Source organism: Pseudoalteromonas sp. CNC9-20 (assembly GCF_022347875.1).
Lineage (GTDB): Bacteria > Pseudomonadota > Gammaproteobacteria > Enterobacterales > Alteromonadaceae > Pseudoalteromonas > Pseudoalteromonas ruthenica.
On record NZ_JAKRFS010000001.1, the window covers coordinates 119662 to 134620 of the forward strand.

The following is a 14959-nucleotide window of genomic DNA, read 5'->3' on the forward strand; positions in this document are numbered from 1 at the left end:
AGAATGAAGAAACTATTTAAAGGTTTTGCTGTTGCAGCAGTACTATCAGTTTCTGCCGGTGCTGCGCTTAACGCTCATGCAAACACAGAAGTACTTGACCAGATCCTTGATCAAGTTAAAAAAGAGCGTATCTCTGAAGGCAAACTAAACAAACAGCGTGAACAAGAGTTCTTGTCTGCACGCGCTGACAAGCAAGCGTTGCTTAACCAAGCAAAACGTGAACTTGCAGCAGAAAAAGCACGTGGCGAGCGTCTACAAAAAGAGTATGCTCAAAACGAAGTAACCCTAGCGGAAAAAGAGCAAGCGCTTGAAAACGCAAAAGGTACACTAGGTGAGATGTTCGGTGTTGTACGTCGTGCAGCGCAAGAAACCATTGGTTCAATCGAAGCGTCACTAGTTAGTGCTGAAAAGCCTGGCCGTGCTGAAATTCTTCGTTCACTAGCGGCAGCGAAAGAGCTACCAACTACACGTGAACTAGAAGAGCTTTGGATTGCCCTACAAACTGAAATGACTGAGTCTGCGAAAGTTTCTTCTTTCGAAGCTGAAGTTTCAGAGCTAGACGGTTCAACATCAACTAAGCAAGTAACTCGTATCGGTAACTTTAACCTTATTACTGATGACGGTTATTTAGTTTATTCTGCTGAAAACCAAGCGATTCAACCGCTAGGTCGTCAGCCAGACGGTTTCGTACTTGATTCAGCGAAAGACCTAATCGGTACTTCAGCAGACCAGTACACAGGCTTTTACATTGATCCAACTCGTGGCTCAATCCTGCGTCTGAACACGCAAAAAGCTACACCTGAAGAGCGCTTCCACCAAGGTGAAGAAGTAGGTTACATCATCGCTGTACTACTAGTGATTGGTCTACTTATCGCTGTTGTGCGCCTAATCGACCTAACTATCGTTTCAGGTAAAATCAAGAGTCAGCTTAAGAACACCAGCTCACCTTCAGAAGGTAACCCGCTGGGCCGTATTCTTAAAGTTTACCACGACAACAAAAACCAAGACGTTGAAAACCTCGAGCTTAAACTAGACGAAGCGATTCTACGTGAAACGCCACGTATCGAAGCGGGTATCAACATCATCAAGATCTTAGCTGCTATCGCGCCGCTACTAGGTCTACTTGGTACCGTTGTTGGTATGATCAACACCTTCCAACAAATTACCTTGTTCGGTACAGGTGATCCGAAGATCATGGCTGGTTCAATCTCAATGGCTCTAGTAACCACAGCTCTAGGTCTAATTGCGGCACTACCGCTAATCCTAGTTCACGCTATTGTTGCTGGTCGCAGTAAATCAATCATCCACGTTCTTGATGAGCAAAGCGCCGGTATTATCGCTGCTCACGCGGAGAAGGAGAAAGCCTAATGCTAGTCCTGATGGAGATTTGGGAATCTATCAGGGATTTTGTTGGCACAGGCGGCCAGGTATTATACGTGGTCGCGATAGCACTCTTCCTCATGTGGGTTTTAATGATTGAGCGCTATTGGTTCCTACTCTCTGAGTTCCCGAAAATGAAAAAGGGGATTGTAGCGAAGTGGGACGCCCGCCAGGACACTACGTCTTGGTACGCACACAGAATCCGCGATGCATGGATTTCTGAAGCGTCTGAAAAATTAGATGAGCGCATGTTGTTGATTAAGACATTGGTAGCTGTATGTCCACTTATTGGTCTATTAGGTACTGTAACTGGGATGATCGCGGTTTTCGAAACCATGGCAACTCAGGGCACAGGTAACCCTCGACTAATGGCATCAGGTATTTCAATGGCAACAATCCCAACAATGGCTGGAATGGTTGCGGCACTATCGGGTGTATTCTTTAGTACACGTCTTGAAGCACGTGCAAAAATGGCTAAAGAGAAGCTCGTCGATAGCTTGCCTCATCACTAGAGAGAGATTTGAATATGGCACGTAAACAACGTTTTCGTGAAGAAGAAGAAGCAGCCGTCGATATGACGCCGATGCTGGACATCGTATTCATCATGCTTATCTTCTTTATCGTAACTACTTCGTTCGTTAAAGAAGCGGGTATTGATGTAAATAAACCGGAAGCAGCGCAAGCGACTAAGAAGAAGAATGCAAATATCTTCATCGCTATTCGCTCTAACGGTGAAATTTGGATGGACAAGCGTCAGGTCGATGTCGAGCGTGTTGCTGCAAACATTGAACGTCTATTGGCTGAGCAGCCTACCGAAATCGTAATTATCCAAGCGGATAAAGATGCGAAGCACGGTGTGGTTGTGAAGGTCATGGACCAGATTAAAGCTGCAGGTATCGATAAGATATCAATCGCTGGAGATAAGTAATGATTCGTTTTCTGTTTTCACTGATTGCAGGTGGGGCAGTTACTTTCGGCTTATTCTTTTTCATGGCTTACCTAATCTCCGGTGGAGATAACAGGGCAGCCAACGAGAAAGAGAAGATCGTTGTCGAAATTATGACGAATCCACCTGAATCCAAGGTGCAGGAGCGTAAGCGTGTACCGCCGCCGCCTCCACCACCGCCTAAGCAGCCGCCTAAACCGCAGCCGCCACAGCCTGAGAATAGTAACCCTAATCCAGGTTCACTCGGTTTCAATATGCCAAGTGTTAATGTAGGTAGCTCAGCGGGTGGTCTAAGTGGCCCAGGTGCATTTGGTCGAGATGGTGATGCAACACCTCTTGTTCGAATTGAACCTAAATACCCGGTGCAAGCCGCGCGTGATGGTAAAGAAGGCTGGGTACAGCTTTCATTCACCATTAACGAAGTGGGCGGTGTAGAAGATGTAGAGGTAATCGATGCAGAACCTCGTCGTATCTTCGACCGTGAAGCTAAGCGTGCCTTGCGTAAGTGGAAGTACAAGCCAAAAGTAGTTGATGGCAAGCCGGTTAAACAGCCTGGCATCACTGTTCAGCTTGACTTCAAACTTAACCAAGACCAGTAAGGAGAGTGTAGTATGAAAAATCTATCTAAAGTGACTGCACTCGCTCTGCTTATCTCGTTGTCTGGTAGTGTAGTGAGTACTTCGGTATTCGCTGCGCCTAACTACGAAGAGATAGAAAAGCGCAAAAACGCTAAGACCAAGGTCATGAGTGAGCGCACTGGTAAGAAGGTCATGAAAGCGTTTGAGTTTGTTGATGCAGAAGACTTCAACGGCGCAATCGCAGTTCTTAAAGAACTCGACCCGTCTGATGAGTTTGACCGTGCGACTATTGATCGCTACTTAGGTCAGCTGTATGCCCAAGTAGACAACTATCAGTTGGCTATTAAGTATACACAAGACGCAATCAAGCCAGATGAGCTTAACTTTAACGACCAAGAGCAGGCGATGAAGCTGCTTGGTGACTTGTTGGCTAACATCAAGAAGTACAAAGAAGCAAAGCAAGCGTATATCGACTGGATGGACTTCACTGGTGAAGAAGATCCCACTGTATACACGCGTATCGCTCAAGCGAGTTATGAGCTTGGTCAGTTTAAAGATGTGGTAGAGCCTGCTGAGCGTGCTATTGAGCTCAATGCTAAAAAAGAGCCAAAGAAAGCACCGTTTCAGTTATTGATGGCAGCTCACTATGAAGCAAAAGAATTTGATAAAGCAGTTAAAATTCTTGAGCGTATGGTGAAAACCTGGCCAACAGACGGCAAAGCCTGGGTTAACCTTGGTAAGTTCTATATGCAAGTAGAAGACTATGAAAAAGGTCTCACTACGATGGATATTGCTTACGACAGTGGTTTCTTTGAATCAGAAACTGACTATAAAGTGTTAGCACAGCTCTACTCATTTGTAGGCGTTCCTTACAAAGCCGGTTTCCACATGGAGAAGGCCATCACTGATGGTAAGGTTAAGCGCATTAAGCAAAATGTCACGGCAATGGCTAGCTACTTTCATAATGCTAAAAACATTAAGACAGCAGCGAAGTATTACGAGGAAGCCGCAGAGTTTGATAACGATGCAGAGCTATTCCGTAAAGCCGGTGCCTTGCGCTTACAAGAGGAACAATTCGATAAAGCAGTGGTTTTATTGAAGCGTGCTCTTGATGAAGGCTCTGATAAGAAAGGGACTATTTACTCTGACTTAGCAGAAGCTTACCTACAGCAAGAAAAGTATAAGCAAGCCTACGCTGCGATTACTAAAGCAGCAGAAGATCCAAGCACGCGTAAATTCGCGCGTAGTTGGAAAACCTTCATTAAAGATAAAGCACAACGTAATGGTGTGAGTCTTTAAGCTCCTTATGCAATAATAAAAGGCCCCTCATTGGGGCCTTTTTTATTTCCACGCAATGCTTATTTAAGGAGCCATACGCGGTGCGCATACACAGCTTAATCTTGCTTGCTTTATTAACAACAGGGTGCTCTGAGCCTCAATCTATTTCAGTAACTACTTCGCAGCAGGCCTTAGTACAATTGAACGCCAAACTTACAGGCGATTTAACCAGCCCCTTAACGCCTTGGCCTTATTCTGATGCGTATCTCAAGCAGCGCCATGACCTATATCAGCAGTTTGATAGAGCGGCGCTCAGCAAGGCACAGCGCGCAACCTTGGACTATTTAATTACCGAGCAAAGGTATGTACGTCGCTATCAACCCTGGCCGCTGAGCAGCGCTATTTTTCGCTCTGAGCAGGCATTGCAAGATAGTCAAACGCAAGAACAAGCAGCGCAGTGGCTTGAGTTAGTGAAAAGCCGCTTGCAACAAGGTGAACAAAGCCAAATTTTTGTTAATCGCTATGAATTAGCAATGATGCAAGGTGAAGTAGAGCGGTTAATCGAGCTCACTGATAACAGTAAACTCAAAAGTGCAGCGACCCAACTACAACAGTATTTAGCTAACTATCGCCCTCGCAACCAGCTGGGGCTAAGTCAGCTGCCAAATGGCACTCAGTGGTATCAAGCAAAACTAAATTACTACACTGACCAGGTGCAGGCGCCGATTAAATGGCTTATGCAAATTCAAAGCAAGCTGGCTACACTCTCTGAATATGGCATCGCGCCTTTGCGCCAACCAGACAATGACCAGCGCGATGTAGGGCTAGATTGGCGACAAGGCTATGTGAATAAGCGCCTGTGGGCTCAGCAACAGAGTTTGAGTGTGGAACAAACGCGGTTAGCGCTTTTGTATATGGAGCTTGATATAGGTATTCACAGCCAACTTTGGACTGAGCAAATGGCGCTAACGTCGCTAGCCAAACAGGGGGTCAGCGAGCGACGAGCAAAGCAAATGGTGTATGAGGTGGTCGCTTATCCAGCAATGAGCTTTATTTATGGCCATTTAATTGCGCGCGACTGATACTGTCGCAGCGCGCGCAGCGCTGCGTCGTCACATCTTTTTCTAGACGGTGTGGCTCTATGGGCTCTTCACAGTCAGAGCAAAAGCCAAATAATCCTAAATCAAACTGGCACTGAGTCGCTTCTAAGCGCTCTAGCCGGATAATGAGGTCTTTGTATTCTGGGCCTAAATGTTCGCTCAGTAATGCCACCCAGTCGCTTTCCGGCTCGTTGGTAAGCTTAGCATGCAGTCTTCTTTCATGGACTTGTGAAGCTTGTTGTAGCTTTGCCAAGAGTTGTCTGCGCGCATCCGCAAGCGCCTGAGAAACCTGTTGCTCGAAGTCATGGGTGAGGATACTCATAAATCGCCCCGTGTTTGCCTTGAATTGACTTTTATTGTGGCCAATATTCAAACTTGGGAACATGACAAGGATCAACCTTGGCGAATTTAGCAGATATTTTTTATCATCGTTGAGCGTGGTGCTGTAATTGTGCGAGCACTTCGTCCTTATCATGTAGTCGACGAATATCATCAAATAGCTGATCTGCTTGATGGTAAGTTCGTCGTAGATACCCTAACCACTGTTTAGTTCTGTTGGCAAAATAACGCTTCGCTTTGGTGTCGTCATCGTGCATGGATGAGTGAATAATATGGTAAAGCACATCGTGCCAAGTCATTTTCTCATGTATTTTGTTTTGGTCTGCGGCTTTGATCCAAGCCGCTAAGTCTGGCATTGCAAGCGCGCCGCGACCGAGCATCAGGTGTTGGCATAAGCTTTGATTTCTCGCACTATGAGCATCGTCGAGGCTCCAAATCTCTCCGTTTGCAACAATTTCAATATCAGCCTTACGCTGCACCAGCGGTGCCAGCAAGTGCCAATAAGCGGGAGGGCGATAGCCGTCGCGTTTAGTGCGGGCATGGATAGCAATACTGTCTGCGCCTGCTTGCACAACAGCATCAAAAATTTCACTACTACGTGAGGTATCGTCAAAGCCCAAGCGTACCTTAGCGGTTACCTTGTGTTCTTGTGCTACTGCTTCACGTACTGTTTTAACGATTTGATAAAGCTGTTCGGGCTCTTTGAGTAGTACGGCGCCGCCTTTACTTTTATTGACCGTTTTTGCTGGGCAGCCAAAGTTAAGGTCAATGCCATGAGAGCCGAGCTCTATAGCCTTAATCGCATTTTCTGCCAGGCACTGTGGATGCTGTCCAAGTAGTTGAATCCTCACGGGCGTTCCTGCACGCGTATAACCGCCGTTGAGTAGCTCAGGGCAATAGCGTAAGAAAACACGGCGCGGTAATCGCTGATTGACTACCCGCACAAACTCGGTCACACAGAGGTCAAAGCCGCCAATATCGGTAAGTAGTTGGCGCATTTTAAAATCAACAACGCCTTCCATGGGGGCTAAAATTAGTTTCATATATGACCTTCACTGCTAGCTGGGCGCGTATTCTAACCCGTTCGTCGCTATTGATAAAATACCTATATCGCGCCATAGTTATTCTGGTAATCGATATACCACATAAAAATTTAAAAATAATTTGAAAGGATCCAGGATGCATTCGGGTCTGATCTGTTGAATGCTACCAACCGAGAGAGAGCTAAAGCATGAATAATTTAAAAAAGAACTCCATCGCCTTAACCTTAGGTGCTGTTGTTGCATCGGGTGCGGCTGTGACTGCAACTGATGCACAGGCCAACCCATTTGAAATGCAAGAGATGGTTGCAGGATACCAGCTTGACGCAGCAGAGGGTAAATGTGGTGAAGGTAAGTGCGGCGGCGAAGCCAAAGGCAAAGAAGGCAAGTGCGGCGAAGGTAAATGCGGCGGTGAAGCCAAAGGCAAAGAAGGCAAGTGCGGTGAAGGCAAATGTGGCGGTCACGGTCATGCCAAAGGTAAAGAAGGCAAGTGTGGCGAAGGTAAATGCGGCGGTGAAGCCAAAAGCAAAGAAGGCAAGTGCGGTGAAGGCAAATGTGGCGGTCACGGTCATGCCAAAGGCAAAGAAGGCAAGTGCGGCGAAGGTAAGTGCGGCGGTGAAGCCAAAGGCAAAGAGGGCAAGTGCGGCGAAGGTAAATGTGGCGGTGAAGCCAAAGGTAAAGAAGGTAAGTGTGGTGAAGGCAAATGCGGTGGTCACAGCTAATCAGCCGTGAACTATCGTTAATTACCCGTAGTACCTAACAAGCCGCCGTAGAGCGGCTTGTACACTTTAAGGAGTGCAATATGTTGCAGCAGTCAGCGCCATTAGCTAATGTGGGCCTGGGTCTACGTCGTGAAATGCTGAGCGATATGCTTAATCATATTCCTAAGCAAATTGGCTTTATGGAGGTCGCCCCTGAGAACTGGTTGCGTCTAGGTGGTAAGCTTGGCAAGCAGTTTCGTGCGCTCACAGAGCGTCATCCGTTCATTTGCCATGGTTTATCTTTATCATTGGGCTCGCCCGATCCTTTGGATGTGGCGTTTTTAAAAGATCTGAAGCAGTTTTTTGATGTGCACGATATTCGCCTTTACAGCGAGCACCTCAGTTATTGCTCCGCCGATGGTCATATGTATGATTTGATGCCCATTCCTTTCACAGAGGAGTCGATAAGCTATGTCGCTGCGCGGATCCGCCAGGTGCAAGATGTATTAGAGCGTCCTTTAGTCATTGAAAATGTGTCTTACTATGGTGCGCCAGGGCAGCAGCTTACAGAACTTGAATTTACTCAGCGTATATTGGCAGAGGCCGATTGCCAGTTGCTGCTTGATGTTAATAATATTTATGTGAACTCAGTAAATCATGGCTATGATGCCGAGCAGTTCTTGGCCGGTCTCCCCAGCGAGCGGATCGCCTACATGCATGTGGCTGGGCACTATAACGAGGCTGAAGATTTAATTGTCGATACCCATGGCGCTGATGTGATCGACCCCGTCTGGCAGCTGCTCAGGCGAGCCTATGAGTTGCACGGTGTACAGCCAACGTTATTAGAGCGGGACTTTAATATTCCACCACTTAGCCAACTACTTAAAGAAATCGATACCATCGCTGATATCCAACAGCCTTTTTTAGCCCAACAGCAAAGAGCCTGATCATGCAGTTTCAACAACTACAGAAGCAATTTAGCGCCCATATTCGCGACCCCGAAGCTAATCCGCGCCCCGCAGATGTTGAAGACCGGCGAATGAAAATTTATCGTGAGTTGTTTTTCAATAACGTCAACGGCTTTTTAGAAAGTGGCTTTCCTGTGCTGCGAAGCTTGTACGATGATCAGCGGTGGCAGCAGTTAGTACGTCGATTTTTTGCTAGCCATCACGCCACATCTCCCTATTTTTTGGATATTTCTAAAGAATTTGTACTGTTTTTGGCACAGCAGTATGAGTTACAACACAGCGATCCGCCTTTTTTACAAGAGTTAGCCCATTACGAGTGGGTGGAGTTGGCAGTGTCTAGTGCACAAGACAGTGGCCAGTTAAAGCCGCTTTTTAATGTGCAAAAGCAACCTTTGTATATGAGTGAAACCGCGCAAGTAGTGTGTTATCACTTCCCTGTACAAACCATCTCGGTGGATAATCAGCCGCAGCAAGCGGATGAACAGCCCAGCTATATTTGTGTTTATCGCGACCAACAAGATGAGGTGCAGTTTCTCGCCTTAAACATGATGACCGCGTTATTGCTTGATACCCTTTCACAGCAACCAGGCATGACCTTAGCGCAAGTATGTGAAGCGTTACAGCGCCAGGCGCCGCAATTTAATTATCAGCAGCTTTATCAGGGAGCCCTACAAATTGCAGAGCAACTGGCGCAGCGTCAAGTACTGCAAACGCTGGATTGTTAACCTCGATTCGATTATTATATGCGCCGTTTTATCGTGCTTAAAGAGGTAATGAAGATGGCGCAAAAAGGTGATTTTAAAGACCCTTTCAACTTTAAATATTTCGTCGCGTTTATCGCTGTATTTGCTGGCATTGGTTGCTTAAATGCCATTCTAGGTTGGGCCACATCTTTGGCCGCCTAATCACAGTACATACGAAGAAATTGAAGCCCCGTGTTATTCGGGGCTTTTTAGTTTAACTAAACACCTCTTCTAAAACACGGATACTGCCTTGGTCCGCGTCAAGCTTAACTTGGGCACCTACAGGTAAAATAAATTGGCGATCAATATGGCCGATCATGGCTCCGTGATAGGCTGGAATGTTCAGCGGGGCAATGTAATCAGCCCAGATTTGTTCCAGCGTTAACGACCCATACCCACTGCCAGGCTGACATTGGTTGCAATCACCAAACACGAAGCCGTTAATCTTATTCAATGCGCCCATGAGCTTGAGTGTACTCATCATTCGGTCAATGCGATAAGGCGCTTCATCAATATCCTCTAAAAATAAAATCGCGCCCTCAAAATTGGGTAAATAGTCACTGCCCGCAAGCGCCGACAGTACGGATAAATTACCGCCGATAAGGTGTCCTTGCGATTGTCCTGAGGTAATGGTTTGGGTGAGGTAGTGACGATTAACAAGCTCATCATCAGCTTTGTCTAAATTTTGGTATAGCACTCGCTCGCGGTGAACAAATAACTGTTTAAATTGGTGTACATTAAAGGGATTCCACTGGCTTGTGGCGTTGGGACCGTGGAAGCTGATCAACCCAGTTTTAGCAAGCAGGGCGTTATGCAGTGCAGTGATATCAGAGTAGCCCAGTAAGGGCTTAGGGTTAGCCTTGATAACCTGGTAGTCGAGCAGTGGCAAAATGCGTGCAGCGCCAGAGCCGCCGCGCAAGCATACGATGGCATCAACATTGGGGTCGGCAAAAAAGCCGTTAAGGTCGTCAGCGCGCTGTTGATCTAGACCCGCTAAATGCCCACGCCGCGCCATGATATGGGGGCTGAGCTTGACGCGATAACCCAGTGCTTTGATTAACTGCTGCGCTAATATGATGTCTTTATGTTCAGCTGTGGCTGCTGAGGGGCTAGCTATACCTATGGTTGCATCAGTAGGCAAGGCTTTAGGTTTCAGTGTCGCTAAGGTGCTTTGCTCTGGCACACCAATCGCTTGGGCCGCAGGAGCGAGTAGCGCACCGGCACCGAGCACAGTACAGCTTTTCAGGAAGTGACGTTTATTCATGGTATTGCCTCATCGTTTACACTATAGGTAACGTAATGAAGCAATTATTTCAAATAAAAAAGCTGGCAGGAATAAAATAGTTTTAAGGCAGCCCTCAAAGTGATCTGAAGGCTGCTTTACAGTTACTCTACACCACGAAGTAGGGCGTTGACGCCAACTTTCTCGCGTGTCTGTTGGTCCACCTTCTTGACAATAACGGCGGCATACAGGCTATGGCTGCCATCTTTGCTAGGAATGGACCCAGGCACTACAACGGCTCCGGCTGGAACGCGACCATAATGAATTTGCCCGGTTTCACGGTCAAAGATACGTGTGCTTTGCGAGATGTACACACCCATAGAAATGACCGCGCCTTGCTCGACAATAACGCCCTCAACAATTTCAGAGCGCGCCCCGATAAAGCAGTCATCTTCAATGATAGTCGGGTTAGCCTGCAGTGGTTCCAGCACGCCGCCGATACCGACGCCCCCGGAAAGGTGCACGTTTTTACCAATTTGCGCGCATGAGCCCACTGTGGCCCATGTATCGACCATGGTACCGTCATCGACATAAGCACCAATATTAGTGTAAGAAGGCATCAGAACGACGTTCTTACCAATATAGCTGCCTTTGCGTGCAACGGCGTTGGGCACTACACGCATGCCTTCACGTTGAAATTGCTCGCTGCTGTAGTCGCTAAACTTAAGTGGCACCTTATCGTAGAACTGATTAACGCCATCGCTAATAGGCTGGTTGTCACGGATCCGAAAAGACAACAGCACCGCTTTTTTAAGCCATTGGTGCACCACCCACTCACCCGAGAGCTTTTCAGCCACCCGAGCATCACCTTTATCCAAACGCTCCAATACCGTATCTATCGCGTTTTTTACATCAGCATCAACCGTACTTGGGCTAATCGCGTCACGGTTTTCCCACGCGTTTTCAATAAGGGTTTTTAAATCTGCCATGGTGTCCTCATTAGTGAGCCGATTAAGCGGTGGTCGCTTCATTATCGGCATTTAGTTTTTTCCGAAGTGCCTGATGGATTTTAACTTGTTCTTCATCCGTCAGAGCTTGGTAATCATTATTTGAGACGACAAAAAAGTCTTCTGCGCGCTCACCCACAGTGGTAATGCGGGCGGCGTGTATGTGTAAGCGATGGCGCTGAAAAACCTGCGCTATTTTTGTTAACAGGCCAGGAATATCCACCGCTTGTATTTCAATTAAACTACGGTCTTTGCGTGCGTGCGGCCGCAATACAATTTTTGGTTTAATATTAAAGTCTTTAAAACGTTGCGAGCGATTTTTCTTGATCCGGATCTTCTTCTTCGGATCCTGCATTATTTGCTCAAGGGCACGGCGCATGCCGTTGCCGCGACTTTTACTCAACGGCTCGCCATTCACCTCAAGAACAACAAAACTGAAAATGACATAGCCATCTTTGGTGGTCATTACTTGAGCGTGCTGAATCTGTGCTTTTTTAGAGCCAATGACGCTAACTAAACGTGCGAATAAGCCGCCGGTATAAGGGCTATAGGCAAAAACCTGCGTGCCGCCATGCATTGCACAATCGGAAACGGTGACACTTGGTGCGGATAAGTCCTGTGCATTGAGTAAGTGTTCACAGTGCCAAGAAATTTGCTGTTCACTAAAGGCGGTGAAATAATTGGCTTTAAAGCGGCTCCAAAGCAAGTCGATGTGACTCTCATCATACCCTAGATTGATTAACCGCTGCTTAGCTTGTTGCTTCTTATCACGAATTTGGTCGCGCATATCCATGGGGTTTTCTAGCCCTAAGCGCAATGCCCGCTGAGTATGCAAATACAGCTCGCGCAGCAGGGTGTTTTTCCAATCATTCCACAGGTTATCGTTGGTGGCACGAATATCGGCCACAGTTAGGCAATAGAGGTAGTCCAGCTGGCGCTCATTTTTTACTTTAGAAGCGAACTCATTGATCACATCTGGGTCGTTAATATCCTTGCGCTGCGCCGTGACCGACATTAATAAGTGGTTTTCCACCAACCAAGCAATCAATTTACCGTCGGATGTAGGTAGGCGGTGCAGCTTGGCGAATGCAAGCGCATCGACTGCTCCGAGTTCGGAGTGATCGCCGCCGCGACCTTTGGCTATATCGTGAAAAATAGCCGCAAGATATAACAGTTCCGGCTTATCCATGCGGGTGACAATCTCACTGCACAAGGGGAAGTCGCTGACCTTGGATTTATCACTGTACTGATAGATGTTGTTAATCAGTTTATGAGTATGCTCATCGACGGTGTAAGCGTGAAATAAGTCGAACTGCATTTGTCCGAAAATATTACGCCACTGGGGTAGATACGCAGCAATGATGCCGTGTTTGTGCATTAAGGTGAACGCGCGGCCCATGCCGTTGGGGTGTTTTATTAGGCGTAAAAATGCATCGCGACAGGCGGCATAATCTTGCAAGTCACCAAGTAGACGCCGACGGACTTGGCGCATAGTGCGAATGGTGCTGGGGTAAATATGAGTGATTTGCGGGTTACTGGCGATGTGCTCGAACAGCACTAACAGCTGATCGCGGCGGAAAAACACGGAAGGGTTTTTAACGCGAATTTGATGACCAATGCGCTCAAAACTGCGGTCCAATTCAACCACCGGTAAATCCCGGTGATCCGGTAAAATGGATTGTTCAAAATAAGACAGCAGCATTTGGTTGAGTTCACGGACCCGACTCATAATCCGAAATAAGCGCTTCATCATACGCTCGACCGAGGCTTTACCATCACTACCAAAGCCAAGTATTTCTGCGGCATGGGGCTGGTAGTCGAACAACAGACGATTCTCGCTGCGCTCGGCGGCCAAATGCAGAGCAAAACGAATATTCCACAAGTTTTCTAAGCACTCGAGCAGCTCTTGGTACTCCTCATGGGTGAGGTAACCATGGTTGATGAGCTCTTCTAAGGTTTCGGCATGAAAGTGTTTTTTCGCCACCCAAATGATGGTTTGTAAATCACGCAGACCGCCCGGGTTCTCTTTGATGTTCGGCTCGAGATTGTAGGCGGTGCCATGGCACTTTCGGTGTCGCAGGTCTTGCTCTTGGCGCTTTGCAATAAAAAACTCGTCAGAGCGCCACACCGGGGTTTGTAAAATATGCTGTTTGAGCTTTTCAAACTCGATATGGTTACCAAAGATAAGGCGGCTTTCGAGTAAGCTTGTGGAAAAACTGACATCTTCACGCTTTTGCTCAATCACTTGCTCTATGGTGCGTACACTGTGGCCAATTTCCAAATTCAGATCCCACAGCAGGGTCACAAACTGGCCTATTTTTTCACGCAGCTCGGCGTTGGGCTCTTCGCTAACCAGCAACAGAAAGTCGATATCGGAGTAGGGGTGTAGCTCTCCTCGGCCGTAGCCGCCTACGGCAACCAAAGCCAGCTCAGGCTCATGGGCAAGGTTGCAGCAGTGAAACAGCTTGATCAATAAGCGGTCGATATATTCCGCGCGCGCACGGATGAGTGACCCTACCGGTTGTTTATCAAATTGGTTGCCCAGCCACTTATAAAAGTATTGGCTACAGGCCTTATATTCTTCCAACTCGTCAGCCTGCTCAAGCAGGTCTTTTAATTTATTCGGTAAGGCCACAGGTTTGCCCCTTTTTAATTAGCTGTGTTCAATCACGCGAGGAAGCTCTTCATCGCTGCGTAGGGTTAGTACTTCTACGCCATTGTCGGTCACCAACAAAGTGTGCTCCCATTGTGCTGATAGGCTACGGTCTTTAGTGATCACCGTCCACTCGTCTTTGAGCAGCTTACATTGGCGTTTGCCAGCATTGACCATGGGCTCAATGGTTAAGCACATACCGGCTTTGAGAGTCTCACCGGTGCCTGGGCGACCATAGTGCATGACTTGCGGCTCTTCATGAAACTCTTTACCTATACCGTGGCCACAGTATTCGCGCACAATCGAGTAGCTAAAGCCTTCTGCGTATTTTTGAATGGCGGCACCGATATCGCCTAAACGCACGCCAGGCTTCACCATTTTTATGGCCAGATACAAGCTCTGTTGGGTAATCTCACACAGGCGCTTACCTTGAATAGTTGGCTGGCCTACATGAAACATTTTTGAGGTATCGCCGTGGTAACCATCTTTAATCACGGTGACATCGATATTAATGATATCGCCTTCTTTTAATGGTTTGTCGTTGGGGATGCCATGACAAATAACATGGTTAACCGAAGTACAAATTGATTTTGGGAAACCATGATAATTTAACGGCGCCGGAATAGCCCCTTGCTCGTCAACAATGTAGTTATGGCATAGGGTGTTGAGCTCATCAGTGGTCACCCCAGGCTTGACATGTGGGCCTATCATTTCCAATACGTCTGCGGCCAAACGGCCGGCTACGCGCATTTTTTCGATTTCTTCCGGGGTTTTGATCACTGCAGTCATTGATGCTCCAATTGTGTTCTTTAAATAAGTTAAGTGCGCACAAATAGTGCACAAAAGATTGAGTCTTCACGGCCAATATGGTATAAAGCGCGCCGTCTTTTTACAAATTAAAATCACTTGCTTGTTGTTGGTGTTCACCTATAACAGTGAAGTGCTTTATCTGTAACGAAGACACATAACCATTTAATATTAACACACACACATATCGACACATA

The 14959-nt window shown here is 47.1% G+C and carries 16 protein-coding genes; 10 read left to right on the forward strand and 6 right to left on the reverse strand.

From position 1 onward, the window contains the following. Window positions 1-3 precede the first annotated feature (3 nt). From MHM89_RS00530 to MHM89_RS00555, 6 genes are all read left to right on the forward strand, one after another. The gene (locus MHM89_RS00530) at window positions 4-1368 is read left to right on the forward strand and encodes a MotA/TolQ/ExbB proton channel family protein (RefSeq protein WP_022946737.1); all 1365 of its coding nucleotides are present in this window, start codon (window positions 4-6) and stop codon (window positions 1366-1368) included. Beyond that, entirely contained in the window at window positions 1368-1892 is a 525-nt protein-coding gene (locus tag MHM89_RS00535) for a MotA/TolQ/ExbB proton channel family protein (protein ID WP_045979764.1), read from the forward strand. The genes MHM89_RS00530 and MHM89_RS00535 overlap by 1 nt, the downstream gene beginning before the upstream one ends. A 14-nt stretch (window positions 1893-1906) precedes the next feature. Beyond that, a complete protein-coding gene (locus tag MHM89_RS00540; protein ID WP_053910968.1) occupies window positions 1907-2308 on the forward strand; it encodes a biopolymer transporter ExbD in 402 nt (133 codons plus the stop codon). Continuing rightward, entirely contained in the window at window positions 2308-2925 is a 618-nt protein-coding gene (locus MHM89_RS00545; RefSeq protein ID WP_022946740.1) for an energy transducer TonB, read from the forward strand. The genes MHM89_RS00540 and MHM89_RS00545 overlap by 1 nt, the downstream gene beginning before the upstream one ends. A gap of 12 nt (window positions 2926-2937) precedes the next feature. Then, on the forward strand, window positions 2938-4203 hold the full coding sequence (locus MHM89_RS00550) for a tetratricopeptide repeat protein (protein WP_022946741.1): 1266 nt from the start codon (window positions 2938-2940) through the stop codon (window positions 4201-4203). An 80-nt stretch (window positions 4204-4283) separates the two neighbouring features. After that, the gene (locus MHM89_RS00555; RefSeq protein ID WP_239407823.1) at window positions 4284-5264 is read left to right on the forward strand and encodes a hypothetical protein; all 981 of its coding nucleotides are present in this window, start codon (window positions 4284-4286) and stop codon (window positions 5262-5264) included. Here MHM89_RS00555 and MHM89_RS00560 read toward each other — a convergent pair. Beyond that, window positions 5233-5604 (reverse strand): TraR/DksA C4-type zinc finger protein, encoded by a 372-nt coding sequence (locus MHM89_RS00560; RefSeq protein WP_138509042.1) that lies wholly within the window; start codon window positions 5602-5604, stop codon window positions 5233-5235. The two genes, MHM89_RS00555 and MHM89_RS00560, sit on opposite strands and share 32 nt — an antisense overlap. A 103-nt stretch (window positions 5605-5707) precedes the next feature. Beyond that, window positions 5708-6664 carry a tRNA-dihydrouridine synthase gene (locus tag MHM89_RS00565; protein ID WP_239407824.1) on the reverse strand — a complete coding sequence of 319 codons (957 nt, stop codon included), beginning with the start codon at window positions 6662-6664 and terminating at the stop codon, window positions 5708-5710. A 188-nt stretch (window positions 6665-6852) separates the two neighbouring features. Here MHM89_RS00565 and MHM89_RS00570 point away from each other — a divergent pair, with 188 nt between their 5' ends. The 4 genes from MHM89_RS00570 to MHM89_RS00585 all read left to right on the forward strand — a co-directional run bounded on the left by MHM89_RS00570 (window position 6853) and on the right by MHM89_RS00585 (window position 9235). Next, the gene (locus tag MHM89_RS00570) at window positions 6853-7383 is read left to right on the forward strand and encodes a hypothetical protein (RefSeq protein WP_239407825.1); all 531 of its coding nucleotides are present in this window, start codon (window positions 6853-6855) and stop codon (window positions 7381-7383) included. Window positions 7384-7463: 80 nt separating this feature from the next. Next, window positions 7464-8309, forward strand: coding sequence for a DUF692 domain-containing protein (locus MHM89_RS00575; protein ID WP_022946746.1), 846 nt, complete (start codon window positions 7464-7466; stop codon window positions 8307-8309). 2 nt (window positions 8310-8311) lie between these two features. Continuing rightward, window positions 8312-9055, forward strand: a complete 744-nt coding sequence (locus MHM89_RS00580) for a putative DNA-binding domain-containing protein (RefSeq protein WP_138509038.1) — start codon at window positions 8312-8314, stop codon at window positions 9053-9055. An 18-nt stretch (window positions 9056-9073) separates the two neighbouring features. Then, window positions 9074-9235, forward strand: coding sequence for a hypothetical protein (locus tag MHM89_RS00585; protein ID WP_022946748.1), 162 nt, complete (start codon window positions 9074-9076; stop codon window positions 9233-9235). A 52-nt stretch (window positions 9236-9287) separates the two neighbouring features. Here MHM89_RS00585 and MHM89_RS00590 read toward each other — a convergent pair whose 3' ends face one another. The 4 genes from MHM89_RS00590 to map form a co-directional block, all read right to left on the reverse strand. Next, window positions 9288-10337: an LD-carboxypeptidase gene (locus MHM89_RS00590; protein ID WP_239407826.1), complete on the reverse strand. Its 1050-nt coding sequence runs from the start codon at window positions 10335-10337 to the stop codon at window positions 9288-9290. A gap of 122 nt (window positions 10338-10459) precedes the next feature. Beyond that, window positions 10460-11284 (reverse strand): 2,3,4,5-tetrahydropyridine-2,6-dicarboxylate N-succinyltransferase, encoded by an 825-nt coding sequence (gene dapD, locus MHM89_RS00595; protein WP_026111377.1) that lies wholly within the window; start codon window positions 11282-11284, stop codon window positions 10460-10462. 22 nt (window positions 11285-11306) lie between these two features. Further along, window positions 11307-13937 (reverse strand): [protein-PII] uridylyltransferase, encoded by a 2631-nt coding sequence (gene glnD, locus MHM89_RS00600; RefSeq protein WP_022946751.1) that lies wholly within the window; start codon window positions 13935-13937, stop codon window positions 11307-11309. Window positions 13938-13955: 18 nt separating this feature from the next. Continuing rightward, window positions 13956-14744 (reverse strand): type I methionyl aminopeptidase, encoded by a 789-nt coding sequence (gene map / locus MHM89_RS00605; RefSeq protein WP_022946752.1) that lies wholly within the window; start codon window positions 14742-14744, stop codon window positions 13956-13958. Window positions 14745-14959: the final 215 nt, after the last annotated feature.

Excerpts from the sequence above, each read along its gene's own strand:
- MHM89_RS00530 (WP_022946737.1), top strand. The coding sequence starts at position 4 with ATGAAGAAACTATTTAAAGGTTTTGCTGTTGCAGCAGTACTATCAGTT.
- MHM89_RS00535 (WP_045979764.1), top strand. The coding sequence starts at position 1,368 with ATGCTAGTCCTGATGGAGATTTGGGAATCTATCAGGGATTTTGTTGGC.
- MHM89_RS00540 (WP_053910968.1), top strand. The coding sequence starts at position 1,907 with ATGGCACGTAAACAACGTTTTCGTGAAGAAGAAGAAGCAGCCGTCGAT.
- MHM89_RS00545 (WP_022946740.1), top strand. The coding sequence starts at position 2,308 with ATGATTCGTTTTCTGTTTTCACTGATTGCAGGTGGGGCAGTTACTTTC.
- MHM89_RS00550 (WP_022946741.1), top strand. The coding sequence starts at position 2,938 with ATGAAAAATCTATCTAAAGTGACTGCACTCGCTCTGCTTATCTCGTTG.
- MHM89_RS00560 (WP_138509042.1), bottom strand. The coding sequence starts at position 5,604 with ATGAGTATCCTCACCCATGACTTCGAGCAACAGGTTTCTCAGGCGCTT.
- MHM89_RS00565 (WP_239407824.1), bottom strand. The coding sequence starts at position 6,664 with ATGAAACTAATTTTAGCCCCCATGGAAGGCGTTGTTGATTTTAAAATG.
- MHM89_RS00570 (WP_239407825.1), top strand. The coding sequence starts at position 6,853 with ATGAATAATTTAAAAAAGAACTCCATCGCCTTAACCTTAGGTGCTGTT.
- MHM89_RS00575 (WP_022946746.1), top strand. The coding sequence starts at position 7,464 with ATGTTGCAGCAGTCAGCGCCATTAGCTAATGTGGGCCTGGGTCTACGT.
- MHM89_RS00580 (WP_138509038.1), top strand. The coding sequence starts at position 8,312 with ATGCAGTTTCAACAACTACAGAAGCAATTTAGCGCCCATATTCGCGAC.
- MHM89_RS00585 (WP_022946748.1), top strand. The coding sequence starts at position 9,074 with ATGCGCCGTTTTATCGTGCTTAAAGAGGTAATGAAGATGGCGCAAAAA.
- MHM89_RS00590 (WP_239407826.1), bottom strand. The coding sequence starts at position 10,337 with ATGAATAAACGTCACTTCCTGAAAAGCTGTACTGTGCTCGGTGCCGGT.
- dapD (WP_026111377.1), bottom strand. The coding sequence starts at position 11,284 with ATGGCAGATTTAAAAACCCTTATTGAAAACGCGTGGGAAAACCGTGAC.
- map (WP_022946752.1), bottom strand. The coding sequence starts at position 14,744 with ATGACTGCAGTGATCAAAACCCCGGAAGAAATCGAAAAAATGCGCGTA.